This is a genomic window from Pseudomonas sp. RT4P38, assembly GCF_054897765.1.
The window spans coordinates 1,884,252-1,911,016 of the sequence record NZ_CM142703.1; the positions used below are offsets into that span (position 1 = coordinate 1,884,252).

The 26,765-nt window shown below is 59.8% G+C and carries 22 protein-coding genes and 2 pseudogenes; 9 read left to right on the forward strand and 15 right to left on the reverse strand.

Translation table 11 applies throughout. The features are described 5' to 3' along the window. Positions 1 to 23 precede the first annotated feature (23 nt). A complete protein-coding gene (gene imm40, locus ACYZT7_RS08720) occupies positions 24 to 284 on the forward strand; it encodes an Imm40 family immunity protein (protein ID WP_462040714.1) in 261 nt (86 codons plus the stop codon). Positions 285 to 466: 182 nt separating this feature from the next. On the opposite strand, the gene ACYZT7_RS08725 is transcribed toward imm40, so the two are convergent. Continuing rightward, positions 467 to 739, reverse strand: a complete 273-nt coding sequence (locus tag ACYZT7_RS08725) for a hypothetical protein (RefSeq protein ID WP_008076699.1) — start codon at positions 737 to 739, stop codon at positions 467 to 469. Positions 740 to 1,084: 345 nt separating this feature from the next. Further along, entirely contained in the window at positions 1,085 to 1,819 is a 735-nt protein-coding gene (locus tag ACYZT7_RS08730; RefSeq protein ID WP_462040715.1) for a DUF899 domain-containing protein, read from the reverse strand. Positions 1,820 to 1,995: 176 nt separating this feature from the next. On the opposite strand from ACYZT7_RS08730, the gene ACYZT7_RS08735 reads away from it, so the two are divergent. Continuing rightward, the gene (locus ACYZT7_RS08735; protein ID WP_462040716.1) at positions 1,996 to 2,388 is read left to right on the forward strand and encodes a transcriptional regulator; all 393 of its coding nucleotides are present in this window, start codon (positions 1,996 to 1,998) and stop codon (positions 2,386 to 2,388) included. 138 nt (positions 2,389 to 2,526) lie between these two features. On the opposite strand, the gene ACYZT7_RS08740 is transcribed toward ACYZT7_RS08735, so the two are convergent. The 3 genes from ACYZT7_RS08740 to ACYZT7_RS08750 all read right to left on the reverse strand — a co-directional run bounded on the left by ACYZT7_RS08740 (position 2,527) and on the right by ACYZT7_RS08750 (position 4,601). Further along, entirely contained in the window at positions 2,527 to 3,396 is an 870-nt protein-coding gene (locus ACYZT7_RS08740; RefSeq protein WP_462040717.1) for a DUF6279 family lipoprotein, read from the reverse strand. Positions 3,397 to 3,476: 80 nt separating this feature from the next. After that, positions 3,477 to 4,193: a TorF family putative porin gene (locus tag ACYZT7_RS08745; RefSeq protein ID WP_462040718.1), complete on the reverse strand. Its 717-nt coding sequence runs from the start codon at positions 4,191 to 4,193 to the stop codon at positions 3,477 to 3,479. Between the two features lie 219 nt (positions 4,194 to 4,412). After that, positions 4,413 to 4,601 carry a hypothetical protein gene (locus ACYZT7_RS08750; protein WP_017337097.1) on the reverse strand — a complete coding sequence of 63 codons (189 nt, stop codon included), beginning with the start codon at positions 4,599 to 4,601 and terminating at the stop codon, positions 4,413 to 4,415. Between the two features lie 352 nt (positions 4,602 to 4,953). Here ACYZT7_RS08750 and ACYZT7_RS08755 point away from each other — a divergent pair, with 352 nt between their 5' ends. Both ACYZT7_RS08755 and ACYZT7_RS08760 read left to right on the forward strand, forming a co-directional pair. Next, on the forward strand, positions 4,954 to 5,790 hold the full coding sequence (locus tag ACYZT7_RS08755) for a CvfB family protein (RefSeq protein WP_449642469.1): 837 nt from the start codon (positions 4,954 to 4,956) through the stop codon (positions 5,788 to 5,790). 103 nt (positions 5,791 to 5,893) lie between these two features. After that, positions 5,894 to 6,826: a DMT family transporter gene (locus ACYZT7_RS08760; protein WP_462040719.1), complete on the forward strand. Its 933-nt coding sequence runs from the start codon at positions 5,894 to 5,896 to the stop codon at positions 6,824 to 6,826. On the opposite strand, the pseudogene ACYZT7_RS08765 reads toward ACYZT7_RS08760, so the two are convergent. Next, a pseudogene (locus ACYZT7_RS08765) lies at positions 6,771 to 7,323 on the reverse strand (YbfB/YjiJ family MFS transporter); the annotation flags it as partial. The gene ACYZT7_RS08760 and the pseudogene ACYZT7_RS08765 overlap by 56 nt on opposite strands. Here ACYZT7_RS08765 and ACYZT7_RS08770 point away from each other — a divergent pair. Both ACYZT7_RS08770 and ACYZT7_RS08775 read left to right on the forward strand, forming a co-directional pair. Then, a pseudogene (locus tag ACYZT7_RS08770) lies at positions 7,304 to 7,474 on the forward strand (LysR family transcriptional regulator); the annotation flags it as partial. The pseudogenes ACYZT7_RS08765 and ACYZT7_RS08770 sit on opposite strands and share 20 nt — an antisense overlap. A 184-nt stretch (positions 7,475 to 7,658) precedes the next feature. Beyond that, positions 7,659 to 7,802: a PA1414 family protein gene (locus ACYZT7_RS08775; protein ID WP_462040720.1), complete on the forward strand. Its 144-nt coding sequence runs from the start codon at positions 7,659 to 7,661 to the stop codon at positions 7,800 to 7,802. Positions 7,803 to 8,013: 211 nt separating this feature from the next. Here ACYZT7_RS08775 and ACYZT7_RS08780 read toward each other — a convergent pair whose 3' ends face one another. From ACYZT7_RS08780 to speB, 6 genes are all read right to left on the reverse strand, one after another. Then, entirely contained in the window at positions 8,014 to 8,265 is a 252-nt protein-coding gene (locus ACYZT7_RS08780; protein ID WP_462040721.1) for an acyl carrier protein, read from the reverse strand. Positions 8,266 to 8,321: 56 nt separating this feature from the next. Next, on the reverse strand, positions 8,322 to 9,047 hold the full coding sequence (locus ACYZT7_RS08785; protein ID WP_462040722.1) for an MBL fold metallo-hydrolase: 726 nt from the start codon (positions 9,045 to 9,047) through the stop codon (positions 8,322 to 8,324). 85 nt (positions 9,048 to 9,132) lie between these two features. After that, positions 9,133 to 10,512 (reverse strand): sodium:solute symporter family protein, encoded by a 1,380-nt coding sequence (locus ACYZT7_RS08790; RefSeq protein ID WP_462040723.1) that lies wholly within the window; start codon positions 10,510 to 10,512, stop codon positions 9,133 to 9,135. A 135-nt stretch (positions 10,513 to 10,647) separates the two neighbouring features. Beyond that, positions 10,648 to 12,150 (reverse strand): purine-cytosine permease family protein, encoded by a 1,503-nt coding sequence (locus ACYZT7_RS08795; RefSeq protein WP_462040724.1) that lies wholly within the window; start codon positions 12,148 to 12,150, stop codon positions 10,648 to 10,650. Between the two features lie 54 nt (positions 12,151 to 12,204). Continuing rightward, the gene (locus tag ACYZT7_RS08800; protein ID WP_449642463.1) at positions 12,205 to 12,627 is read right to left on the reverse strand and encodes a YybH family protein; all 423 of its coding nucleotides are present in this window, start codon (positions 12,625 to 12,627) and stop codon (positions 12,205 to 12,207) included. 9 nt (positions 12,628 to 12,636) lie between these two features. Next, positions 12,637 to 13,587 (reverse strand): agmatinase, encoded by a 951-nt coding sequence (gene speB / locus ACYZT7_RS08805; protein ID WP_462040725.1) that lies wholly within the window; start codon positions 13,585 to 13,587, stop codon positions 12,637 to 12,639. A gap of 273 nt (positions 13,588 to 13,860) precedes the next feature. Between speB and ACYZT7_RS08810 the strand changes: the two genes are divergently transcribed. Continuing rightward, the gene (locus ACYZT7_RS08810) at positions 13,861 to 14,757 is read left to right on the forward strand and encodes a LysR family transcriptional regulator (RefSeq protein WP_201119066.1); all 897 of its coding nucleotides are present in this window, start codon (positions 13,861 to 13,863) and stop codon (positions 14,755 to 14,757) included. A 14-nt stretch (positions 14,758 to 14,771) separates the two neighbouring features. After that, positions 14,772 to 15,368, forward strand: a complete 597-nt coding sequence (locus ACYZT7_RS08815; protein ID WP_462040726.1) for a tRNA-uridine aminocarboxypropyltransferase — start codon at positions 14,772 to 14,774, stop codon at positions 15,366 to 15,368. A 146-nt stretch (positions 15,369 to 15,514) separates the two neighbouring features. Here ACYZT7_RS08815 and ACYZT7_RS08820 read toward each other — a convergent pair whose 3' ends face one another. From ACYZT7_RS08820 to ACYZT7_RS08830, 3 genes are read right to left on the reverse strand one after another with little or no spacing between them, the layout of a single operon-like run. Then, positions 15,515 to 16,882 carry an HlyD family type I secretion periplasmic adaptor subunit gene (locus tag ACYZT7_RS08820; RefSeq protein ID WP_462040727.1) on the reverse strand — a complete coding sequence of 456 codons (1,368 nt, stop codon included), beginning with the start codon at positions 16,880 to 16,882 and terminating at the stop codon, positions 15,515 to 15,517. Between the two features lie 9 nt (positions 16,883 to 16,891). After that, the gene (locus tag ACYZT7_RS08825) at positions 16,892 to 19,051 is read right to left on the reverse strand and encodes a type I secretion system permease/ATPase (protein ID WP_462040728.1); all 2,160 of its coding nucleotides are present in this window, start codon (positions 19,049 to 19,051) and stop codon (positions 16,892 to 16,894) included. A 19-nt stretch (positions 19,052 to 19,070) separates the two neighbouring features. After that, positions 19,071 to 20,429 (reverse strand): TolC family outer membrane protein, encoded by a 1,359-nt coding sequence (locus ACYZT7_RS08830; RefSeq protein ID WP_462040729.1) that lies wholly within the window; start codon positions 20,427 to 20,429, stop codon positions 19,071 to 19,073. 592 nt (positions 20,430 to 21,021) lie between these two features. On the opposite strand from ACYZT7_RS08830, the gene ACYZT7_RS08835 reads away from it, so the two are divergent. After that, complete coding sequence (locus ACYZT7_RS08835; RefSeq protein ID WP_462040730.1) at positions 21,022 to 26,697, forward strand: retention module-containing protein; 5,676 nt, start codon at positions 21,022 to 21,024, stop codon at positions 26,695 to 26,697. The last annotated feature ends 68 nt before the right edge of the window (positions 26,698 to 26,765 follow it).

Here is a 26,765-nt window from a genome sequence, read left to right on the forward strand (position 1 = left end):
GGGTATCCCTAGAGCATTTGGGGGTGCGGAACTGGGCCCTGGGTCGTGATGACGCTTTACGTGCTATTGATGAACTTGAGGCTTTCGGAATCGCGATTCTGGGAGGGGATGTATATCAATTGGTTGGCGAGATAGCTGAGCAGACGTACGACAGTTGGTACTGCGACCAAGGCCCCGATGAGCCGGATTCTGTTTTTATTAAACGCAGTTCAGATAAGGCAAAGAACTATATTTGCAGCTACTTAATGCAGGAGAGGCTTTTTGCGCTAGTGCCTAAAATTTAATGGTGCAAAAGGCGCAGTTCAGAACGTAAAGGAGCGTAAAGGGGACGAATTTATTTATTGCCCAGAAAATAAATCTATCCCTGAGAAATCCCCGATTTTCGTACGACAAATCGAAGAACCTGGACTGCCAGGTTTTGTATGAACCATATGAAACGGGCGACCTACAGGCCGCCCGTTTTCATTCACTCCGCAGCTTGCGCCCGCAACCGCCGACCAATCACATCCATCAAATCACAGCCATCACGCAACGGTATGGCCAGCAGTTTGGAAAAGTCCGACAGCACCACCGTGTCGCAACCGATCTCGGCACGAAAGGCGATGTTCTCCAGCACTTGGGTGACCGTGCGGATGCGGTAATCCGCCATCGCTTGCAGGACGTCGAGTGGCGCTTGGGTGTCGATTAGCAGGGAGGCCGGGATCAGGTCGATTCCGGTGAGGGGCATGTATCTATCCATAGGTGGAGTCTCTCGTAATTAAAAAGGACTCTCTATAATCAGGTCGCCAAACCCGGTCGCCTTTTGGGCGACGGTTTGACTATAAGGATCAGCCTCCCAGCGGTACAGAGCGCCGGTTCTGAACTTGATGTAGGGGAATGTCCTGATGCGGTCGGAAAGTCGCCTGGCAAATTGCTGAGGACTAAACACTGCCGACCCCTGTGGGAGCGAGCTTGCTCCGGGTGGCGATCCGACGATAGCGGTGGATCAGTCGATATCAGTGTTGAATGCTTGTCGGTCATCGCGAGCAAGCTCGCTCCCACAGTGGATTTTCGGTGTTTGGGGGTAGGGTGTTCGGCAGATGCTCTACCCCCCATGGCAACAGCCGGTTGGGGCCTTGTCGTTATACTGATCGTGAAGCCTTACCCACTCCATGATTTCCTCTTCATTGCGCCCCTTGGGCATTAGGTCGAGGTAGTTGTAAGCCCCGACCAACATGTCCAGGCCTCGGGCATAGGTGGAATAGGTATGAAAAATCTCGCCCGCTTCATTGCGATAAAACACGCTGAGGCCGGGGAGTTCTTCTTCGGCACCGTCAGATTTTTCATAGTTGTAGGTGGCTTTACCGGCGGCAACGTCTTCTGCTCGGGCCGAGACACCGAAGTCGTAGTTGAAGTCGCAGCCTTCTGACGACACCCAATCGAATTTCCAGCCCATGCGTCGTTTGAAGGCCTGAAATTCGGCGAACGGTGCGTGGGAAACCGCCACCACGGCGACGTCATGATGGGCCAGGTGCTGGTTGGCGCCGTCAATGTGATCGGACAGGAACGAGCAGCCGGAGCAGCCTTCGTCCCAGCCTTTGCCAAACATGAAGTGGTAGATGACCAACTGGCTGCGGCCGCCGAACAGGTCAGCCAGTTTCAGTTCGCCGTTAGGGCCCTGGAAACGGTAGTCCTTGTCGATTTTCACCCAGGGCAGGGCGCGGCGTTCGGCGCTGAGTTTGTCTCGTTCTTTGGTGAAGGCTTTTTCGTGGGCCAAGTGTTGCTTGCGGGCGGCGAGCCATTCTTCTCGGGAGACGACGGGATGGTTCTGAATGTTCATGGGATTCTCCTGCGCGGTGCTGGGAGGTGACTTACACAGCCTAGTCGTTTGGCCTACGCCCAATTCGACATACCGCCGGTCGGTACTCGCAAAAACCTCGGCTGAACGGCTGCGAACCGCGCCGGTCACAACCTATGAAGGCCATCTCACTCTCTGGCTTTGGAGGTTGAATCAGGATGACGACTTACAACTGGGATTTGATTGAACGCTTGTTGCACGAGGTGCAGAACAGCGCCGGCCACAGCTTTACGCCACGGCCCTACGCCGAACAGTACGCGGCGGAGAAAGCGGCGAACGGCGAGGAGATTGAGAACCTGGATCATCTGAAAGAGGTGGCCGGTGAGTATGAAAAGTTACTGTTGGCGCGCGGCTATATTGAGCCTCGGCCTGAAGATCAAGGTGGCAACGGTTCGAACTACATTTTGACGCCTCGGGGCTCGAGTTTATTGAGCTTGATCGACAGCAGTATTCCGGGCAATGACCATCCGCGGCAGGTGTTGGATGAGCAGGAAGATGCGTTGGATGAGGTGACGTTTGATCGGGTCGCGTCGACGGCGCAGATTGCCTGAGAACCACTCATTACCTTTGTGGGAGTGAGCTTGCTCGCGATGAGGCCATTACATTCAACATTGATTTTGGATGTTAGACCGCTATCGTCGGAACGCCGCCCGGAGCAAGCTCGCTCCCACATTGAATTTGCGTTGCGCTTAGCTTTGTTGTGCTGCCTTCAGGCACTTCAGATCATTGAAATCCTTCCTCACTCCCTCGATCTTCTTCAGCAACTGCTGGCGCTGTTCCGGCGTGCTTTCGGCCATCAAATCTACAAACAGTCCCCGTGCCTGGGCTTCGGTGCTGGTGTAGGCCTGGCGATAAGCGGGCGTCCACAAGCTCTCGCGATTGACCAGAAGCGTCTCGATACGCTGTGGGAATTCTGGACTCTGGCGCTGCGCAACCGCTGCACTGAACTGCTTCTGCCAAAGGGCACGGTTGGCGATCCATTGCGTATTTTGGTCACCCAAGGCATTTGACCAGGCGACTACCCGTTGCTGCTGGCTGGGGCTGAGCGGGCCGAGCCAGTCGTTCAAGCGTTTTTCCATGCGCTGGGCACGTTGCTTGATCTGTTGATCGAGAGACGGTTTGAGGTATTGCTCCTGGCGTTTGTTCTGCTCCTTGGCGAAGGCGTCATTCATCTCCGTGACTTGCTTGTCATCCAGCCCCTGTAATAGCTCAGTGGCCGACGGGGTGATTTTCCGGGCGGTCTGGGCGATGGCGGCTTTGGCTTCCTGAGTGCGGGTTTGCAGCGCGGCGTCGGTGACCTGGTTGGTCTCGACCATGACCTGCAAGCGGTCCAGCCAGTCGAGATAGCCCGGCAGTTGCGTGGTGCAATGCCAGCTCAGGTGCTCTTTGAGGCGCTCGTCGAACCAATCTTTCTGCTCTCCGTGCATGTTCAGGTAATCGCTGAGCGTCCAGGGAATGATCACGTCGAGGTTGCGATAGGCCAAGCCCACGCGGCTGCACGCACCGAGGGCGAGACTGAGGGTGATAACGAGGGCGAGATACTTCAACCAGCGCGACATGGGCGAATCCTTTGCGAAGGTCTGGTTTCTTTAATTGGTTTCTCTATGTGAGCGCAGAATGAGCCTGGCAGTTCAGCCGATCAATAAAAGGCGCGTTCGGCCTTGAGGGTGACCAGCCCGTCGCATTGGCTGTTGCGCCCGGAATAGGCGGAGCAGCTGCTGCCGCTCAAGCTGGAGTCACTGTAGATCAGGTCCAGGTCGACGCCCATGAACGGGCGGGAAAGTTGCACGGACCAGTCGGTGAAATTGCCTACATTTCCACCGTCGACGGACACCGGCGTGTTGAGCTGGTGGGTGGTGTATTTCATGCTGATCCCGATGCCGAACGGCTGATTGCCTCCGAGGTCGGCGAATACGGTGCTGTTCTGTTTGTCCGGGTCGTTGCTGAAGGCTGCGCCAAAACGGCTACCCAGAAAGGTCAGGCCACCGAAAAGCTCTTGGCTGTCGAGGGTGTCCACTTTCGGATAGCTGTAACGGATCATGCCGACTTCGTACCCGAGGGTATTATCGAAAGGCTGTTTAAAACCCATGTAGGAGTCGACTTCAAGGTTGGTCCCAGCCGTTAAACCCATGCTTGGTGCCCATTGGCCCACGTAAAAACCGCTGTCGTGACTCAGGTCGAGACCACCGTGGAACGAACCGGTGCTGGCAGGTTTGACCAGCCCTTGGGCCATGCTGCGGCTGGGGGTGGTGCCGAGTTTGAGATCGAAGTCGCCCAGTTCACGCTGAAAGATTTGCGCGTTGGCGACCGAACACGACAGGAGGGTGCCGAGCAATAAATAGGAGGGTTTGAGCATGCGTCACTCCATGACAGCGAGGTGCAGGCACTAAAAACCTACTGAAACGCTTGATCTAGACGTGTGCAAGCATACCGGCGAATGCTCCGCATCGAAGGCCGTTCGTCGATCTTTGAAATATTGATGTGTTTGGCGGGGTGTTGCGAGGAGGGTTCCAGTCCAAGCGCTTCGAAGCTCAAAGCGCTTAGGGACCAGGTGACGCGACGGATCTTGGGGTAGTTACTTCTTGCCCAGGGTGATCTGCTTGGACGGGCCGAACGTCTGGCCGCTCACGCCTTTGGCAATTTGCTGGATCTCGCCGCCGGACTTGAGGAACGCAGCAATCTGGTTGTTGATCGATTCGCTGGTTTCAACGGCTGGAGCTGGCTTTGCTTTGCTGTTGGATGCTTTTACACGCATGGCGGCCATTAACCTATAGAAAATTAACTTGGCCAGGCATCGTACAGGAAATACTTGACAATTGCTTGGCAAATATCCCCCCGAAATACACAAGACAGGTGAAGAATTTATCGCCAGTTATTATTCTGGATAACCCCCTAAGCTGCTGTTTTAACTAAGAACGATCGTGAAAAAAACACAGTTTTTTGCTTGGCTGACAGGTGCGCAAGTCGCCAGATCGGCCTGACGAGCGGCCAGGCGCGAGCGGTAAAACCCAGGAAAATTAAGCCCTTCAGAGGATTTTCTTCCGCCACCGGGCTGGCCAGCGAACGCGGCCCGCAAAACCGGGTAGAATGCCGCCCACGCAATGAGGGTATTTGAAATGGCTTTAGTCGGGCGCTACAACAGTTTGCAAGTGGTTAAACACACTAACTTCGGTCTATATCTGGACGGTGGTGCGGATGGCGAAATCCTCCTGCCTAATCGTTATATTCCCAAAGATATTCCCAGCGAAGATGAAGATTGGCTCAACGTTTTTATTTATCTGGACAGCGATGACAAACTCATCGCAACTACCGAAAAGCCGAAAGTTCAAGTCGGTGAGTTCGCCAGTTTAAAAGTCGTTGAAGTCAACAGCATCGGTGTTTTCCTGGATTGGGGCTTGCCGAAGGATCTGTTGCTGCCGTACTCCGAAGAAAAGCGCCAGATGACCGCCGGCGAGTATGTCGTGGTGCACGTCTACCTCGACAAGCACACCCGCCGCATCACCGCGACGGCGCGTCTGGACCGCTACCTCGACAAGACCCCGGGCACCTACACCCCGGGCCAGGAAGTTGATTTGCTGGTGGCCGAAGCCACCGATATGGGCTTCAAGGCGATCATCAACAACAAGCACTGGGGCCTGATCCACAAGAACGAAATCTTCAAGTTCATGCGCGCCGGTAAAGAAGAGAAGGGCTTTATCAAAGAAGTCCGCGCCGACGGCAAGATCAGCCTGAGCCTGCAACCGGTCGGCGAAGAAGCCGCCACCAGCCTGAACTCGAAGATTCTCGCCAAGTTGCGCGACAACAATGGCAGCCTGCCGGTCAGCGACAAGAGCGACCCGACGGTGATCAGCAGTATGTTTGGTGTGAGCAAGGGCAACTTCAAAAAGGCCATCGGTGCGTTGTACAAGAACGGTCAGATCGTCATTCATGCCGATCGCATCGAGCTGAGCTGACCTCACTCCTACCGGTATGGGCCCGAGCATGTACGTTCACCGCACCGGAGCTTTGCCTTTACTGTCGAGTCACTGCCATGGATTGTGTTGTCGAGGTGTTTAGGTGAGCGCCACCCGGCGCAGCGCCGATGGATTCGCCCTGCAAGTAATGATTGGGTTGTGCCTGATCTGGGGTATTCAGCAGGTGATGATCAAATGGGCGGCGCCAGATATCGCGCCGGTCATGCAGGCCGCCGGGCGTTCGGGTATTTCCGCATTGCTCGTAGGATTGTTGATCTGCTGGAAGGGCGGCTGGGATCAAGTGGGTAACACCTGGCGCGGTGGACTACTGGCTGGCGCGCTTTTTGGCCTGGAGTTCTTCTTCATTTCCGAAGGCCTGCAACTGACCACGGCCGCGCACATGTCAGTGTTCCTTTACACCGCGCCGATCTTCACCGCATTGGGCGTTCATTGGTTGTTGCCGAGTGAGCGTTTAAGACCGGTCCAGTGGCTGGGAGTTTTCCTCGCCTTCGTCGGGATCGCCATCGCGTTTGCCGGTGGGGTTTCCTGGGACAACCTCGATCACCGTATGTTGATGGGCGATGCGCTGGGCGTACTGGCCGGCGCGTCTTGGGGCGCGACCACCGTGGTGGTGCGCGCTTCGCGCCTGTCGGAAGCGCCGGTGACCCTGACGCTGTTCTATCAATTGATTGTCGGTTTCGTTGGTTTGTTGCTGATTGCGATCCTCAGCGGCCAGGTCACACACGTCAGCCTGACCACCGTGGCGGTGGCCAGTGTGTTGTTTCAGGGATTGGTGGTGTCGTTTTTCAGTTACCTGACCTGGTTCTGGCTGCTGCGCCGTTACCTGGCGGCGAACCTGGCCGTGTTTTCGTTCATGACGCCGCTGTTCGGCGTCACGTTCGGCGTAGTGCTGCTGGGCGAAGAGCTGAGCTTCAACTTCGTCATCGGTGCGGTGCTGGTGCTGTTGGGGATCACGTTTGTCAGCGCTGAGCAGTGGGTGCGCCGTCGTTTGCGCAAAGCCCTCGGGCAGCAGTGACCGGGCTTAGCAGCAAACCGCCCGCCACCAGCAAAACACAGCCAGCGAACACCAGCGCTGGCTGCAATCCGCCACTGAAGTGGCTGCTCAACGCCGCCAGCAACGGCCCGCAGCCCAACAGGCAGGCGAAACACCCCGGCGGCTTGCAGCCACAACGTCGCCATCAGCCAATGACGGGTAGCGTTCGGGTTATGTCGACGCAAACTCACCAGCACCACGCCGATAGCGGCCGCCAGGCCAAAGCACGGCCAGAACAAATCAGCCATCCATTGACCGTGAAACTGTGCGTTGGCCATTTGGGAGAGAAAAGTGGCCGGGATGATGTAGCCCAAACCGTAGAAGGCGTAGATCACCCCTAAACAGCTGATGCCTTGGTTACCTGGCGTAGTAACGGTCGCTGTTGCTGCCACCGTGGCGGTCGGTTGCGGCAGGAACGGCAGAATTCCCAGCAGCATCACCAGTGCGACGCCGGCATATGCCGGCTCAGGCGTGGCGCTGATGTCGGAGTCGATGCTTGCCAGCCTGCCGGGCCGCGAAAGCGTGGCGGTGCATTCGTTGGCCGAGCCGTTTGCCAGTGCCACCACGTGGTTGATGTGGCGCAAAGGCATGGTCGGGGCGAACTTGAACGCGTGGCTTGAGCAGCAATAATTGGTCTATCCGGCGACGCCGAGCCAGGCTCAGGCGATTGCTTGAACTATCGGTCAGGTATTTTGATCAATTCAGTAACAGATCATTGCGACTTTGGGCGAGCATTGCGTAGGACTTCGGACTATTATCAGTGCGAAGTGGCTACAGAATTTTGGCTACTCGGCACTACCCTGAAGGGGGCACCATGAAAGAGAAAATCCAAAACTGGCTGCACGACTTGGGTGTCGCACTCGGTTTGATCGAACCGCCTCTGCAACCTGTGCCCATCCGCACTGACGACGAACAACGCCGACGCCAACAGCGCCGACGCCAACAGCGCCGCCGGTAAGCCTTTGGCTCACAGGCTCGAACCTGGCAAATCACCTGTGGCGAGGGAGCTTGCTCCCGCTGGGCCGCGAAGCGGCCCCATTGACGCCAAGGTTTGTCAGTTAGAACGCGCAGGCAGGTTTTGCGACTGCTGCGCAATCGAGCGGGAGCAAGCTCCCTCGCCACAGAACCGTCTGTGTACTCACCAAAGTGGGTGTTTTTGACAACCCGTCTCAACGCCGCCCGATCTCGATCAAAAACCGACTCAAGTCATTCGCCGTCCTGGCGGTCTTGAGCATCTGATCTTCCTCCGCCGTAAACGCCGTCAAACCCAGTTCATCTTCCAGACGGAAGATCAGCTCTTCGATATCTTCTTTATCCAATCCCAATTGCGCCAGGCTGGCGTTGTCGTCGAAGTCATCCTGACGCTCCAGCAAGCGGCTGATGAAACGATGCACGACGGCACGAACGGCAGCTCTTTTCATGGTCATTCTTCGAGGGCGTTATTTGTTGTTGTCCCTGGGACTGAGTACAGCAGGCTTCAGGCGTGCAAGCGCTGCCACTCGTCAATCATCGTGCGCAAATGCTCCCCGGAAAAACTCCCGAAATGCCCGCCATGCACTGTGCGGATCGGCAAGTTGCGCAAACGCTGCAGGCTGCGGGCGTAGTCGTCGAGGTTGGAGTGGTAGGCGTCTTCGATCAGTGGCCCGTCGTAGATGATGTCGCCGCTGAACAGGGTCTCGGTCGTCGCTTCGTACAGGCTGATGCCGCCCGGTGAATGCCCTGGCGTGTGCAGCACTTGCAGCGTGCGGTTGCCCAGATCCAGCACGTCGCCTTCTTCGATCAACCCGGTGGCTGGGGCCGCTTTGACCCGGTACTCGGCGTAGCACAACGGGCAGTCAGGGTGAGCCTCGAACATCTCGTCACCGACAAAAGCCTTGCTCAGCGTGTTCTCGCCGTCCGGCGACGCGAGGATTTGCGCTTCGGCCGGATGCACCAGGCGTTCGGGGAATTCGTGATGGCCGGCGATGTGATCGAAATGGCAATGACTGGCCACGGCGACCAGCGGCCGCTCAGTGATCCACGGCAGTTGCTCGCGCAGGCTGACCAGCCCGGAACCGCTGTCGAGCAACAAGTCTTTGTTGCGCCCTTGGATGTGCCAGAGATTGCAGCGATAGAAGGGGCGGATGTACGGCTCGTGAATCAGGCGAATGCCGTCACTGAGCTGTTTCACCTCGAACCACTGATCGCGAGAAACAATCTTCATCAAAGGTTTTCTCCAGACGAAAAAAAACGGGTGTGGCAACCGACGCCACACCCGTCGAAGAAAGCATCAAGTCGTTATGTTCAGCTTAGGCGGCGCTGGCCACCACTGCAGGGCGACGGGACAGCAAGCTGACCACGACGAAACTCACCAGACCCACGCCGAGGCTGTAGTAGATCGGGGTGTTGGCGTCCATTCCGTCCTTGATCATGAACACCAGCGCGGTGGCAAAGCCCAGGCCCATGCTGGCGATAGCGCCGGCGGTGTTTGCGCGTTTCCAGAAGATTGCACCGATCAGCGGGATCAGCATGCCGCCCACCAACAGGTTGTACGCCAGGGTCAGCGCGCTGATCACGTCGTTGACCACCAGCGCGATGCCGAGTACCGCGATGCCGGTCAGCAGGGTGAACAGGCGGTTGATGCCCAGGCTCGACTGTTTACCGCCACGCAGTTTCGGCAGCAGGTCTTCGGTCAGGGTGGTGGACGCGGCGAGCAAGCCGGCACTGGCGGTGGACATCATGGCGGCCAGGGCAGCAGCGATCACCAGGCCACGGATACCGTCCGGCAGGGACAGTTTGACGATGGCGGCGAAGGCGTTGTTGACGTTGTCCAGGTCCGGGATCAGTACGTGAGCGGCCATGCCGATCAGGGCACAGGCCAGACCGTAGAAGATGCAGTAGATGCCCGCGAAAGTGCCGGCGTACTGAGCGACTTTGGCGGTCCGGACGGTGAACACACGCTGCCAGATGTCCTGGCCAATCAGGATCCCGAAGAAGTAGATCATGAAGTAGGTGATGATGGTGTCCCAGCCGATGGTGCTGAAGTTGAAGGCTGCTTCCGGCAGTTTCAACACCAACTCATCCCAACCGCCGACGCGGTACAGGCAGATCGGCAACAGGATGAACATCAGGCCGACGGTCTTGATCACGAACTGGACGATGTCAGTCAGGGTCAGGGACCACATCCCACCGATGGCCGAGTAGACCACTACCACGCCACCGCCGAGCAGTACCGAGATCCAGAACGGCAGGCCGAACAACACTTCCAGAACGGTGCCGATCGCCAGGATCGAAGTCACGCCGATCATCAGCGCGTACGCCAGCATGATCGCCGCGCTCGCGGAGCGGGCCATCGGGTTGTAGCGTTTTTCCAGGACCTGGGTGACGGTGTAGATTTTCAGCTTCAGCAGCGGTTTGGCGAGGAACAGGTTCAGCGCCACGATCCCGCAACCCAGTGCGGCGCAGAGCCAGAAACCGGAAATGCCATGGACGTAGCCCAGACGCACGGTGCCGACAGTGGACGCACCACCCAGAACGGTAGCGGCCATGGTGCCCATGTACAGGGTAGGGCCGAGGTTACGCCCGGCGACCAAGTAGTCTTCGTTGGTCTTGGCCTTGCGCATGCCGAAGTAGCCGAGTACCAGCATCGCGGCGGCGTAAATGAGAACGACGAATAAATCCAATGCCATGATGGCGTGTCTCCGATTGTCTTTTTTATGGTGAGGCGAAAATCAAACTTTGTAGGAGCAAGGCTTGCCCGCGAAGGAGACGCCGCGGTCCATCAGGCCGACCGCGTTATCGTTCTTCGCGGGCAAGCCTCGCTCCTACACTACCGCCGGTTTAGCGAGCGAATCCGTGCCCTTGCTGCGTGGATCGTTTGGTCCGAATACCGCTGCCGATTCCGGGAACAGGCTCAGCAGCACCAGGTACACCAGCGAGGCCAGGCCCAGGGTGACCGGCAGGCTGATGTCGATACCGCCAGCCAGATTGCCCAACGGACCCACAAACTGACCCGGCAGGTTCACGAAGCACAAACCGACCGCTGCACTCGGGATCCAGGCACCCAGGCCACGCCAGTTCCAACCATGCGTGAACCAGTAACGACCCCCTTTCTCGCCACGGGTGAACACTTGCAGGTCATCCGGGCAGTAGAAGCCGCGACGCACCAGCAGACCGATGATCATGATCACCATCCACGGGGTGGTGCAGGTGATGATCAGCACGGCGAAAGTCGACACGCTCTGCACCAGGTTCGCCGCAAAGCGCCCGATGAAGATGAAGGCAATCGACATCACGCCGATCAACAACGTTGCCTTGACCCGCGACAGCACACGAGGGAACACGCTGGACATGTCCAGCCCGGTGCCATAGAGCGAGGTGGTGCCGGTGGACATGCCGCCGATCACTGCGATCAGGCACACCGGCAGGAAGAACCAGCTCGGCGAGACGGCCAGCAGACCACCCACGTAGTTGTTGGCTGCGATGTAGTCCGGTGCCTTGATCGCCACGATGGTTGCGGTGGCGAGACCGAACAGGAACGGGATCAAGGTGGCGACTTGCGCGGCGATCACGGCGAACATGATCCGGCCTTTTGGGGTTTCGCGCGGGATGTACCGCGACCAGTCGCCGAGGAACGCACCGAAGGAAATCGGGTTGCTCATGGCCACCAGCGCGGCGCCGATGAAGGCTGCCCAGAAGCCGGCCTGACCCATGGCGACGGTGCCGGCGAACTGGCTATCGAAGGTCGGGGCGAAGGCGAAGATGCCCAGCAGGAACAGGGCGCTGGCCGCCCACACCGCGATGCGGTTGACCCACAGCATGAAGCGAAAGCCATAGATGCACACGGTCAGTACCAGGATCGCGAACAGACCGTAGGCGAGGCCCAGGGTCAGGTCGGTTTCCGGAAGACCGATCAGGCGTTTGGCACCACCGATCAGCGCATCACCCGAACTCCACACCGAGAGCGAGAAGAAGGCGATGGCGGTCAACAGCGACAAAAACGATCCGACGATCCGCCCGTGCACGCCAAAGTGCGCACCGGAAGACACAGCGTTGTTGGTGCCATTGATCGGGCCGAACAGGCCCATCGGCGCGAGGATCAGCGCACCGAGTAACACGCCCAGCACGATCGCCCAGACACCGGCCTGGAACGACAGGCCGAACAGCACCGGGAAACTGCCGAGCACGGCGGTAGCAAAGGTGTTGGCGCCGCCGAAGATCAAGCGAAACAGGTCGCTGGGTCGGGCGTCGCGCTCATGATCCGGGATCTGTTCGACCCCGTTTGTTTCAATGCTGCTAAGGCTTTTTTCTTTGTTGTTGTTATTCATGATCAGCTCCGATCATAAAGGCGCGCTCATCGTGTGTGAGCGTCACCTGTTTGGCTAAGGGGATGGCAGCCCTTCCGGCATCGCGGACAAATGTTCGTGGCAGGCCAGCCATAGGCCTTGTTGTTCTTGGCCAGACGCTTGTTTCTTGAAAACAATCGTCTCGCGCTCCTGGCTGAAGTGTTGCTCCCCTTGCATGCGCAGCTCGGTGGCCACGTCATGGATGAAAATCGCCACGTCACCCTGCAGGCTGACGAAAGCGTTGCTTGAAGTGCACGCAAGCACCTCGAAGCCATCCTCGGAGCGCCAGGTGTCCCACAACGCCTGATAGGCATCGCGCGACAGCAGGGGCTGCTCGAGGGTGTAGAACACGAAGCTGGCGTCGGCGCTGAACGCGCCGAAGTAGGCTTCGCGATCGTTACCGGCAAAGGCTGTCACCAGATCGGCGGCAGCTTTCAATACCTGATCACGTTCGTTCATGACCGATCCTCAGCGGTGGGCCACGCCAGGCAGTACGCAGAGCATTTCGTACAGCAAGTTGGCGGCCAGCAGCGAGGTGTTGCCGGTGGTGTCGTAAGCGGGCGAGACTTCTACCAGATCGCAACCGATCAGGTCGAGGCCTTGGCAGCCGCGAATGATCTCAATCGCCTGAATGGTCGTCAGACCACCGATTTCCGGGGTGCCGGTGCCAGGCGCCCAAGCGGGGTCGATGCCGTCGATGTCGAAACTCAGGTACACCGGACCGTCGCCGACTTTCTCGCGAACTTCGGCCATCAGCGGTGCCAGGGATTTGTGCCAGCACTCTTCAGCCTGAACCACGCGGAAGCCCTGTTTACGGCTCCAGTTGAAGTCTTCGGAGGTGTAACCCTGAGCGCGCAAACCGATTTGCACCACGCGATCGCAGTCGATCAGGCCTTCTTCGGCCGCGCGACGGAAGGTGGTGCCGTGGGCGATTTTCTCGCCGAACATGTGATCGTTCACATCGGCGTGAGCATCGATGTGCACCAGACCGACCTTGCCGTGCTTCTTATGAATCGCACGCAGGATTGGCAGGGTGATGGTGTGGTCGCCGCCCAGGGTCAGGGGGATCACGTTGTGTTCGAGGATGGCGTCGTAGGACTCTTCGATGATCCGTACGGCGTCCAGCAGGTTGAACGTGTTGATCGCCACGTCACCGATGTCAGCGACCGACAGCGAGTCAAACGGTGCAGCGCCGGTGGCCATGTTGTACGGGCGGATCATTACCGATTCCGCGCGGATTTCGCGAGGTCCGAAACGGGTGCCAGGGCGCAGAGACGTGCCGATGTCCAGCGGGACGCCAACGAAGGCAGCATCCAGACCGGCAGCGGTTGGCACATGGGGAAGTCGCATCATGGTGGCGATGCCGCCGAAGCGCGGCATTTCATTGCCGCCCAGTGGTTGGTGAAGAATCTTGTCCACGGGTTCAGGCCTCATCATTTTTATATTAAGAGCTGTATTAGGGGCCGATTCTGCGAAATGTAGTGGGCGGGAAGAATCGCTACGGGCAAATACTTAGTTCAGATTTTTCTAAACTAATGGCTGGAGCAGAGATAGACTTGATACCGATCGTTCCCACGCTCTGCGTGGGAATGCATCCCGTGACGCTCCGCGTCACACCGTCGAAGCGGACGCAGAGCGTCCGAGGCGGCATTCCCACGCAGAGCGTGGGAACGATCTTTGGAGAGCCCCCCCATGGCCAACGCGTTACCCGACCTGAAACTGTTGCGCATCTTCGTCAGCGTGGTTCGCCATCAGGGGTTTGCCAGCGCCCAACAAGAGCTCAACCTCTCGACCTCGGCCATCAGCACCTACATGAGCCAGCTCGAAGCCGCCCTCGGCCTGGTCCTCTGCCATCGCGGCCGTGGTGGTTTCAGCCTGACCAGCAAGGGCGAACTGTTCCACCAGGAAACCCTGCGCCTGCTCGGCGAACTCGAAGGTTTCGAGCAATACGCTGCCGCCCTCAAAGGGGAACTGCGCGGCACTCTGAATCTGGGGGTGATCGACTCCACCGTCAGTGACAAGGCCTTGCCCTTTGCGGAAGCCATCGGCGCCTACAGTCAGGAACACCCGGCCGTGCATTTGCACCTGTCGGTCATGAGCCCTTACGAGCTGCAACTCGGCGTGCAAGACAACCGCCTCGACCTGGCCATCGGTGCGTTCTCCACGCGCATGAGCGGTCTGGTGTACATGCCGCTCTACCGCGAACAACACTGGTTGTACTGCAGCAGTCGTCATCCGCTGTTCACCGAGCGGCGCATTCCCGAGCAGGTCATTACCCAGCAGCGCATGGTCGGCCGCGGTTACTGGAGCCAGGCCGAATTGGCCCGTCACGGCTTCAAGCACAGCGCCGCGACCGTGGAAAGTATGGAAGCCCAGCTGATTCTGGTGCTGTCCGGTGCCTACATTGGCTACCTGCCGGAGCACTACGCCCAGGCGTGGGCGGACAAGGGCGATTTGCGGGTGCTGCTGCCGGCGACCTTCGGGTATCAGGCGCCGTTCTCGATGATCGTGCGCCGTGGTCGCAGCCGCGAGCCGCTGATCCAGACCTTTCGCGACCTGCTCAAAGCACAGCTCAATCAGGCCGCTTAAAGGAAAAAGACGCGATGTCCAGAATCCAATGTCCGCGCTGCCTGCGCCCGCAAACTCACTGTTTGTGCCCACTGATTCCGAGCCTCGACAGCCGCACCCGGGTGCTGTTGTTGCAGCATCCCAGCGAAGTGAACCATGCGCTGAACACCGCGCGGTTGGCGGCATTGGGGTTGAAGAATGCCGAGTTGATAGTGGGCGAGGTGTTCGAGGATTTGCCGGCTTTGTTGAACCGGCCGGGCTATCAGGCGCGACTGCTGTTTCCTGCCGATGATGCGCAGCCGTTGCAGACTTACGCCGCCAATGATCAACCGTTTTTGCTGGTCGTCCCGGATGGCACCTGGCGCAAGGCGCGCAAGCTGCTACACCTCAATCCGTTGTTGGCGGCGTTGCCGAGGGTGACGTTGGCGCAGGGCGGGGTGTCGAGGTATCGATTGCGCAAAGCACCGGGGCCGGGGGCGTTGTCGACAGTGGAGGCGATTGTTCAGGCGTTGCAAACACTTGAAGCACCGTCATCGTTCGAGCCGTTGCTACGGCCGTTTGAAGCCTTGATCGAGGGGCAGATTGCGGCGATGGGGGAGGAGACCTACCAGCGTAACCACGGGCCGAAATAGTCGGTGTTTGTCAGGGCCTCATCGCGAGCAAGCTCGCTCCCACAGGGTTTGTGTCGTACACAAACAATGTGAACACCACGAAACACTGTGGGAGCGAGCTTGCTCGCGATAGCGGTAAAACAATCACAGAAAGTCCCAGCCAGAGACTAACGTTCGCGCATTGCCTCAGTCCGGGCTTTCAAAACAGGTTTCAGCAAGTAATCCAACACACTTTTCTCCCCGGTAATAATGTCCACCGTCGCCACCATCCCCGGAATAATCAGCAACGGTTTTGCATCCCCGCCCAAATGGTTTTTATCCGTCCGTACCTGAATCAGATAAAAGCTGTTGCCCTTGTCATCCGTAATCGTGTCCGCCCCAATCAACTCCAGCTTCGCACTCAGCCCGCCATAAATCGTGTAATCGTAAGCACTGAACTTGACCATCGCTTTCTGCCCCGGATGCAGGAACGCCACGTCCTGCGGCCGCACCTTGGCTTCGATCAGCAGGTTGTCTTCAATGGGCACGATTTCCACCATGTCGCTGCCCGGCTGAACCACGCCGCCAATGGTGTTGACCTTCAACACTTTGATAATCCCGTGAACCGGCGACACCACGGTGGTGCGGGTCACTCGGTCATCGATAGCAATGCTCGATGCCGTGATTTTCGACAGGTCGGTGCGTTTCTCATTCAACTCTTTCGCCGCATCGGAGCGGAAGGATTGTTCGGACTCATCAATCTTGCTTTTGATCTCATTGATCGCCGATTCCGCACGGGGAATCGCCAGCGTCGTGGCGTTCAATGAGCCGCGAATCTCCACGGCGCTACGTTTGAGTCGCAAAATTTCCACCGGCGAAACTGCCCCGCTGCCCACCAGCGGCGCGGACATATTCATCTCTTGTTGCAGCAACGCCAGGCTTGAGCTGTATTGGCCCTGTTTGGAGCGAAACTCCGCCAGTTCCTGGGTTTTCTGCCGAAGTTGCTCACTCAGCGTGCGCTGTTCGCTGGCCAATCGACGCTGCCGTTGTTCGTGCAGCGAGCGTTCGTCTTCGGCCACTTGCGGTGCCTTGGCGATCACTTCGGCGGACAGCTTGAACGGCCGGCCTTCCGCCTCGGCCGATAGCCGTTCGACCTGCGCCGTCAGCGCATAACGATCCACCTCGCTTTCGCCCTTATTCGACAGGAATCGCGTGTCATCGAGGCGCAGCAAGGTGTCGCCCTTGTTCACCATTTGCCCTTCGCGAACGAAGATCTCAGTGACGATGCCGCCCTCCAGGTTCTGGATCACCTGGACCTTGCTCGACGGAATCGCCTTGCCTTCGCCCATGGTCACTTCCTGCAGCACCGCAAACTTGGCCCAGACCACCGCCGTGATAATCAACGCGGCCGCCAGCCACACAGTGATCCGCGACCAGCGCGGGGAATCCTGCAATGAGGCGCCGGCGGTTTCCGGCATGAATTCGCTTTCGGCGCTTTTGCTGAAACTGCCGAAGTAGCCCCGATCTTGTGGCGTGTCGGATGATGAACGGGCCATGGGTAGCTCCTAGACAGCCGCAGAGCCGACACGGCCCTTGCGCAGTGCATCGATGACCGCTTCTTTCGGGCCGTCGGCGACGATCCGCCCGTTGTCCAGCACCACCAGCCGATCCACCAGGCTGAGCATCGAGGTGCGGTGGGTCACCAGCAGCAGGGTTTTGCCCTGGACCCAGCCGTGGAGTTTTTGCCGCAGAACGTCTTCGCTGCTGTTGTCCATGGCACTGGTGGGTTCGTCGAGCAACATGATCGGTGGATCCAGCAACAAAGCGCGAGCGAGCAGCACCGCCTGACGTTGCCCGCCGGAGAGCAGTTGTCCGCGCTCACCCACTGGCCGGTCGAAGCCTTGCGGATGCTGACGCGCCAGCTCGGTGACGCCGGTCAGTTCGGCGACTTCGAGCATCCGTGAATCGCTGATGTAGCGGGCGCCGAGGGTCAGGTTGTCGCGCAGGCTGCCGGCCAACAGTGGCAGGTCATGGGCGACGTAACCGATTTGCTGGCGCAGGTCGGCGACGTCCAGTTGCCGCAAGTCCAGGCCATCAAGCAGCAACTGGCCTTCTTCCGGTGCGTAGAACCCCATCACCAGCCGCGCCAACGTACTTTTGCCCGAGCCGCTGCGGCCGATGATGCCGATCCGCTCGCCAGGTTTCACGCTGAAGCTGATGTTGGCCAGGGCGGGAGCGTTCTGGCCGTTGTAGTGGAACGTCACGCTGCTGACGTCCAGCGCACCTTGCAGTTGTGTGCGTTCCAGCGGCCGTTGTTTGGCGTCGCGTTCCTGCGGCAAGGACATCAGCGCATCGGTGCTTTTCATGGTCAGTTGCGCTTGCTGATAGCGAGTGATCAAACCGGCAATCTGCCCCAGCGGCGCGAGCACCCGGCTGCCGAGCATGTAGGTCGCCACCAGCGCGCCGACGCTGAGGTTGCCGGCGATGATGCTGTAGACCCCGGCGACGATGGTCGCCATGCCGGAGAATTGCTGAATGAACAGCGTGCCGTTGGTGGCCAGCGCCGAGAGGTTGCGCGCATGGCTGTCGAGGCGGGTGAGGGCGCCGTGGGTGCTTTCCCATTTGTGCTGGCGTTCGCTTTCGGCGCTGCAGGCCTTGAGAGTTTCCAGGCCACCGAGGGTTTCAATCAGCAGCGCCTGGCGTTCAGCGCCCAAGGTCAGGCTTTTCTGCACGGTGTCGCGCAGGCGCACCTGAATCACCATTGCAAAGATGATCGTGATCGGAAACGCCAGTATCGGAATCACCACCAGCCAGCCGCCGAGCAGGCCGATCACCACCAGCATCAGCACGGCAAAGGGCAGGTCGATCAGGCTGGTGAGGGTCACTGCGGTGAGGAATTCCCGCAGGCCCTGGAAGTCATGGATGCTTTGGGCAAAACCACCAATGGTCGCCGGCCGCGCTTTCATCGCCATGCCAGTAATGCGTTCGAACAACGTGGCCGAAAGGATCACGTCGGTTTTCTTCCCGGCGGTGTCCAGCAGGTGCGCGCGGACCACCCGCAACACCAGTTCGAAACCGGTGCCGATCAGCAAACCGATGGACAGCACCCACAACGTCGACGTGGCCTGGTTCGGCACCACCCGATCGTAGGTCTGCATCACGAACAGCGGCACCATCAGCCCCAGCAGGTTGATCAAAAAACTCGCCAGAATCGCGTCGCTGTACAACCACTTCGACAGCTTCAAGGTGTCGCGAAACCACGCCTCCACGCGTGGCACCAGCGGTGAGCGCAAGTCTTCGAGTTCATGCCGTGGCCGCGCGAACAAGGCCTGGCCGCTGTAATTCTCGGCCAGCTCAACGCGGCTGACCCATTGTTCACCACCCTCGGCTTCGCTGGGAAGAATCAGCAACTGACCGTCATCGCCAAAGCGTCGCAGAATGGCGGTGCGGCCGTTGTTGAGGATCAGCATCACAGGCAGGTTGAGGGCGCAAATATCCGCCAGTTCACGACGCAGCAATCGCGCCTGCAAACTGGCCCGGGCTGCTGCGCGAGGTAGCAAGTCCAGGCTCATGCGTTGCTTGTTCAGGGGGAGCCCTGCACTCAGGCTGGCGCGACTGACCGTCGCGCCGTGGAGTTTGCAGAGGATCAACAGACCGTCCAGAAGCGGGTCATCGAAGCTCAGGCGCGGATCGACACCGATATTGCCGGGTTCCATGCTGGTCACATTGATCGCTCCCAGTGAGCTATTTCAGTTCAGGCAAACGGGCTTCATTTTTCACTTCGGTCTGGGCGATCGCATCGGCGGGCAACACCACCCGTTGTTTGCTCAGCAACTGACCCATGTTCGCCAGCACGCGGTACATCGAGTACTCCTCGGTGTACCGCACTTCGGTGTAGCGGCGGTTGGCGTTGTAAAGCTCGTTTTCACTGTCCAGCAGGTCGAGCAGGGTGCGTTGGCCGAGGCCGAACTGGTCCTGATACGCCACGCGTACGCGCCCGCTGGTGTCCGCGTACTCGCGGGCGGTCGGGGTTTGTTTCTTGGCATTGACCATGGCGTTCCAGGCCAGGTGAATGTTCTCGTTGAGTTGGCGCAGGGCATTGTTGCGGATGTCCATCGCCTGGTTGATCTGGTGCGCATTGGAGGCCAGGCGAGCCTTATCGCTGCCACCGCGGAACAGGTTGTAGTTCATCACTATGCCGACCCGCCATTCGTTGTCGTGGCCTTCATCGCCCTGCACGTTGTTGTTTGCACCCACGGCGGCTTCGGCGTCGAAACGTGGGTAGAACGGCGACTTGGACACTTCGTACTGGCTCTCGGCCGATTGCACATCGGCCTGGGCAGATTTCAGGTACGGGTTGTTTTCCACCATGCTTTGCTGGGCTTCCTGCAGGGTGGCGGGCAATTCGCCGCGGGTCGAGGGCAGTGTTTCGAGTTCATCGGGCATGCGCCCCGTGACCGCGTAGAAGTTGGACTCGGCATCCGCCAGATCGACTTCCGCGGTATCGAGGTTGTTTTGCGCCAGTGCCCGACGAGCGACGGACTGGTCGGAGTCGGCGTTGCTGCCAATACCGCGCTGGGTGCGCAGACCAATCTGATCGTTGACCCGCAGGTGAGCTTGCAGGTTGTTCGTGGCCAGGGTTACCAGTTCGCGGCGCTTGAGCACTTCGAGGTAGACCTCGATGGTGCGCAGGGCCAGATCCTGAGCGGTGCCCTGAGCGTAATAGGCCCGGGAATTGACCACGCCTTTGGTGCGCTGGACTTCGTTGGAGGTGTTGAAACCATCGAAAAGCATCTGCCGCAGGCGCAATTCCGATTGGGTGTAGGTCAGGATTTCGGTGTGGTGATTGCCGAATGCCCGGGTGTTGGTGTTGTCGCTGTACCCGCGCCCGTAGGCGGCATTCAGATCAACCGATGGATAAAAGCCCCCTTTGGCGACTTTCACTTGTTCATCGGCCGAGAGACGGCTGTTCACACGCGACGCCAGCTCCGGGTGGGTCGCGATGGTGCTCTGGATCGCCTCCGTCAATGACATGGCTTGGGCCTGAGAAGTGCAGGCCATCGCCAGCAGAATTGCGCTGCATAGGGGGGTTAGTACGCGCATGGGTGCCTCTCCCTGATTCCTAATGGTGCTTATTGTTCGCCAAATATTTGACGGCATTTATAGTGAAAACCGTTTCACTCTTGTAACAACAGAGCTAAGAACATTTTAGAGAGAACCATAGAAGAATTTTTCATAATGACTATGCCAAAAAAAACTTATGCGCTCTGCAAAATCCAGCACATTGTTCACTGCGAAAGCCCTTGTTTTATGAGCGTTAGGGAGCTCCTCAGGGCTTGAGGAAAGTTTCAATTCACATATCGACATAGGGCGGGGAAGTGCTGGAGGGGAGGGAAGCGAACGGTTTTTAGGTGACGGTTTTTTGTCACCTTAGTGGATCAAAACCGTTACGTATCGCTCAAAGGGTGACTTGTTGCGCAAGTGGATCCCGATGCCATTGATTGCAGAGGGTTTTTATCCCGCAGCAGACACGTCGCCCGCGAGCGGCACGCTTGGCGAGAACGGCGCCAGGGCAGCGGCTTACTTCAAGTAACTGCTGCCAGCAGGCGATTCCGCCAGGCAACCCGTTGGAGCCAGGAGCACGTTCTTCGCAAAAACAGGATGCCGACAGCGGTTGGCAGCGGAGGAAGTGCACATGGCTACGCTCATCGGTATTGTCAGTAAGGTCATTGGTCAGGTGTTCGCGGTCGCTAGCGATGGCACCCGACGCGCGCTGGTCGAGGGGGACCGGTTATTCGCCGGCGATCAACTGGTCACCGGGGCCGAAGGCGCGGTGGCGGTTCATCTGCAGAATGGCCAGGAACTGACACTTGGGCGTGACAGCAGCATGCAGATGACGCCTCAGTTAATCGCGCATCAGGCACCCCATGTAGACACCGCTGAAGCGGTGACGCCAACTCAGGCGCAACTGACCGATGTCGAGCAACTGCAAAAAGCGATCGCTGCCGGCGACGACCCGACCCAGACCGCGGAAGCCACGGCAGCCGGACCGGGTTCGACCGGAGCACCTGGTGCACTGGGTGGCGGCCACACGTTTGTCATGCTTGAAGAGGTGGGCGGGCGGGTCGATCCGACGATTGGTTTTCCTACCGCAGGCTTCAACGGCATTCCCGAATTTCCCCTGGAGCGGCTGGCCGGAAACCCGGACAACGGCGACAACGGTGCAGGCGGTGCAGGTGGTGCAGGTGGTGCAGGCGGTTCGGGTGGTTCGGGTGGTTCAGGCGGCTCAGGCGGTTCAGGAGGGACAGGCGTTCTTCCTGTGACACCGGTTTTTCCTGATGTGCCGAACAATCCGGTGACCCTCACCGGCCTGTCGGTGGCAGGGGGCGAACTGACCCTCAATGAGGCCAACCTGGCCGACGGTTCAGCCCCCAACCCTGGGGCGCTGACCAAGACCGGCACGTTCAGCGTGTCTGCTCCCGATGGGCTGACCAGCCTGAGCATTGGTGGGATCAATGTCATCAGCGGTGGTGTCGCCGCAGGCTTCCCACAGTCGATCACCACCCCGTTGGGCAACACCCTGACTGTCACCGGCTACAACCCGGCCACGGGGGTTGTGAGTTACAGCTACACCCTCAACGACAATGAAACCCATCCAGCCGGTGACGGTGCCAACAGCATCACCGAGAATTTCGACGTCGTCGCCACCGATACGGACGGCAGTACGGCGACCGGGCAAATCAACGTCAACATCGTCGATGACCTGCCGACCGCCCATGCCGACGCGACCTCGGTCGCCGAAGGCGGCATCGTCAGCGGCAACGTGCTGTGGAACGACGTCCGCGGTGCCGATGGTCCCGCCGCCGGGGGCGGAGTGGTCGGCGTGCGTGCGGGCTCAGACACCTCGACCCCGGTCATGGGCGGCCTGAACAGCCAGATCAATGGCACCTACGGTTACCTGACGCTGGATGCCAACGGCAACGCTGAATACCACAGCAACCCGAACGCCGTGAGCGGTCCCGGTGCGACCGACGTGTTCACCTACACCGTGCGCGATGCCGACGGTGATGAAAGCACCACCACCATCACCATCGACGTGAACAACAGCGGCATCATAGCGGTCAGCGACAGTGACGTGACTGTCTACGAAAAAGCCCTCGACCTGAACAAGGATGGCCAGGATCTGGCGGCCGGCACTGTCACCGGCAGCCAGCCGAGCAACACCGGCGAAACCGCCAGTGGCACGTTGGTCGGTTCGGTCAGCGGCGCGGTCGGCGCGATCACCTACACCTTGGTCGGCAGCGCCAACGGGACGTACGGGCAAATCCTGCTCAATCCCAACGGCACGTACACCTACACCCTGACCTCGCCGGCCAGCACCACGCCGCAGGCGAACGACGGTGCCAACACCCTGAGCGAAACGTTCACCTACCACGCCACCGATTCCCTGGGCAATGTCGTCACCAGCACGATCGTGGTCAACATCGTCGATGACGTGCCGACCGCCCATGCCGACGCGACCTCGGTCGCCGAAGGCGGCATCGTCAGTGGCAACGTGCTGTGGAACGACGTCGGCGGCGCCGATGGTCTCGCCGCAGGAGCGGTACTCGGCGTGCGTGCCGGTTCAGACACCTCGACCCCGGCCGTTGGCGGCCTGAACAGCCAGATCAATGGCACCTACGGTTACCTGACGCTGGATGCCAACGGCAACGCTGAATACCACAGCAACCCGAACGCCGTGAGCGGTCCCGGTGCGACCGACGTGTTCACCTACACCGTGCGCGATGCCGACGGTGACGAAAGCACCACCACCATCACCATCGACGTGAACAACAGCTGCATCAGAGCGGTCAGCGACCACGACGCGACCGTCTACGAAAAAGCCCTCGACCTGAACAAGGATGGCCTGGATCTGGCGGCCGGGAACGTCACCGGCAGCCAGCCGGGTCACATCGGCGAAACCGCCAGTGGCACCCTGGTCGGCTCCGTCACCGGTGCCACCGGCGCAATCACCTACACCTTGGTCGGCAGCGCCACTGGCACCTACGGCCAAATCCTGCTCAATCCCAATGGCACGTACACCTACACCCTGACCTCGCCGGCCAGCACCACGCCGCAGGCGAACGACGGTGCCAACACCCTGAGCGAAAGCTTCACCTACAAAGCCACCGACGCCCTGGGCAACAGCACCACCAGCACCATCGTGGTCAAAATCGTCGATGACCTGCCAACCGCCAACCCTGACTTGACCGGGGTCACAGAGGGCGGCATCGTCAGTGGCAACGTGCTGTGGAACGACGTCGGCGGCGCCGATGGTCTCGCCGCAGGGGGGGCGGTGGTCGGCGTGCGCGCCGGCTCAGACACCTCGACCCCGGTCATGGGCGGCCTGAACAGCCAGATCAATGGCACCTACGGTTACCTGACGCTGGATGCCAACGGCAACGCTGAATACCACAGCAACCCGAACACCGTGAGTGGCCCTGGCGCGACCGACACGTTCACCTACACCCTGCGCGATGCCGACGGTGACCAAAGCACCACCACCATCACCATCGACGTGCGCAACAGCTGCATCACAGCGGTCAGCGACAGCGACGTGACGGTCTACGAAAAAGCCCTCGACCTGAACAAGGACGGTCAGGATCTGGCGGCCGGCACCGTCACTGGCAGTCAGCCGGGCAGCACGACCGAAACTGCCAGTGGCACGCTGGTCGGCTCGGTTAGCGGCGCCACCGGCGCAATCACCTACACCCTGGTCGGCAGCGCCACCGGGGCGTACGGGCAAATCCTGCTCAATCCCGACGGCTCCTACACCTACACCCTGACGTCGGCGCCCAGCACCACGCCGCAGGCGAACGACGGTGCCAACACCCTGAGCGAAAGCTTCACCTACAAAGCCACCGACGCCCTGGGCAACAGCACCACCAGCACCATCGTGGTCAACATCGTCGATGACGTGCCGACCGCCCATGCCGACGCGACCTCGGTCGCCGAAGGCGGCATCGTCAGTGGCAACGTGCTGTGGAACGACCTCGGCGGCGCCGATGGCCTCGCCGCAGGGGCGGTGCTCGGCGTGCGTGCCGGTTCAGACACCTCGGCCCCGGCCGTTGGCGGCCTGAACACTCAGATCAATGGCACCTACGGTTACCTGACACTGGATGCAGCGGGCAACGCGGTCTATCACAGCAACCCGGACGCCGTGAACGGTCCCGGTGCGACCGACGTGTTCACCTACACCCTGCGCGATGCCGACGGTGACCAAAGCACCACCACCATCACCATCGACGTGCGCAACAGCTGCATCACAGCGGTCAGCGACAGCGACGTGACGGTCTACGAAAAAGCCCTCGACCTGAACAAGGACGGTCAGGATCTGGCGGCCGGCACCGTCACCGGCAGCCAGCCAGACCGCACGGTTGAAACCGCCAGTGGCACCCTGGTCGGCTCGGTCAGCGGCGCCAGCGGCGCGATCACCTACACGCTGGTCGGCAGCGCCACAGGCACCTACGGCCAAATCCTGCTCAACCCCGACGGCTCCTACACCTACACGCTGACGTCGGCGCCAAGCACCACGCCGCACGCCGACGATGGCGCGAACACCCTCAGCGAAAGTTTCACCTACAAAGCCACCGACGCCCTGGGCCATTCCACCACCAGCACCATCGTGGTGAACATTGTCGATGACCTGCCGAATGCCAGCCCCGACGCGACCTCGGTCGCGGAGGGCGGCATCGTCAGTGGCAACGTGCTTGTGAACGACTTCGGCGATGCCGATGGGGGCTGGGTGGTCGGTGTGCGCGCCGGTTCAGACACCTCGACCTCGGCCATCGGCGGCTTGAACAGCCAAATCAATGGTACCTACGGTTACCTGACACTGGATGCAGCGGGCAACGCGGTCTATCACAGCAACCCGGACGCCGTGAACGGTCCCGGTGCGACCGACGTGTTCACCTACACCTTGCGCGATGGCGATGGCGACGAGAGGACCACCACCATCACCATCGACGTGAACAACAGCTGCATCAGAGCGGTCAGCGACAATGACGTGACCGTCTACGAAAAAGCCCTCGACCTTGCCAAAGGTGCAGACTTCACCGGCAGCGGAGCGATCAATTTCTACGGCCCTCACAACAACGCGGCTAACCAGGCATTGGCGAATGTGCGGAGTGCCTTTGCCGGCAACGCTGCGACCATGACTGCCCTGCTGGTGGTCAGCGGTTATCTGGGCGCCGTCACCCATGCCAACGCCAACGATGAGGACCGCATCACCGTCAACCTCAAACAGGGTGAAACCCTTAACCTGGATCACAATCTGGCGGCTGGTCACATCGCGATGGAGTACTCCGTCAACGGTGGGGCTTTCACTGCCATCGCCGACGGCCAGACCATCACCGCCGCGGCGGACGGCAAGTACCAGATCCACATCATCAACATCGACAACGATGGTCCGGGCATTAGCGGGAAGGGGGCGGAAAACTACCAACTGACCATGACCGTCAACTACGCCGGGGCCCACGATGTCACCCCGGACTACCACGGCACCTACACTGCCAACGACAGCCATGGCGGCAGCGATAGCGCCGCCGTGACCATCACCTATCAGAACGGCCACACCCTCACCGGGACGGCGGGCGATGATGTATTGGTGGCGGGCACCGGCAATAACGAGTTGCACGGCGGCGCCGGCAATGACTTGCTGTTCAGCGGCGCGGGCAACGACCTGCTCGACGGCGGCACCGGCGTCGACACGGCGAGCTATGCCCACGCCACGACCGGCGTCACCGTTGATCTGAGCCTGCTCACTCCGCAGAACACCGTGGGCGCCGGGACCGACACCTTGGCGGCGATCGAAAACCTGACGGGCTCGAACTTCAACGACAGCCTTACCGGCGACAACCACAACAACATCATCAACGGCGGACTGGGTAACGACATGCTCAACGGTGGGGGCGGCGATGACTTCCTGATTGGCGATCTGGGCAACAACACCCTCACCGGCGGCAGCGGCGCCGACACCTTCCAGTGGCTCAAAGGCAACAGCGGCCACGACGTGGTCATCGACTTCACGCCCGGCACCGACAAACTCGACCTGTCGCAACTGCTGCAAGGGGAAAACGGCACCACGGCGTCGCTGGATGACTACCTGCACTTCAAAGTCACCGGCAGCGGCGCCTCGCTGGTCACCAGTATCGACGTCAGCGCCATGGCCGGTGCCGCGCCGAACCAGACCATCGACCTGGCGGGTGTGAATCTGGCCAGCCACTACGGTGTAACGCCGGGGGCGGGCGGGGTGATTGCCGGTGGACACGATACGGCGACCATCATCAATGGCATGTTGAATGACCATTCGTTGAAGGTGGATACGGTGTGATGCGAGTCTGAAACGACAAAACCCGCCATTCCTGTGGAAAGGAACGGCGGGTTTTTTGTTGTCTGTAG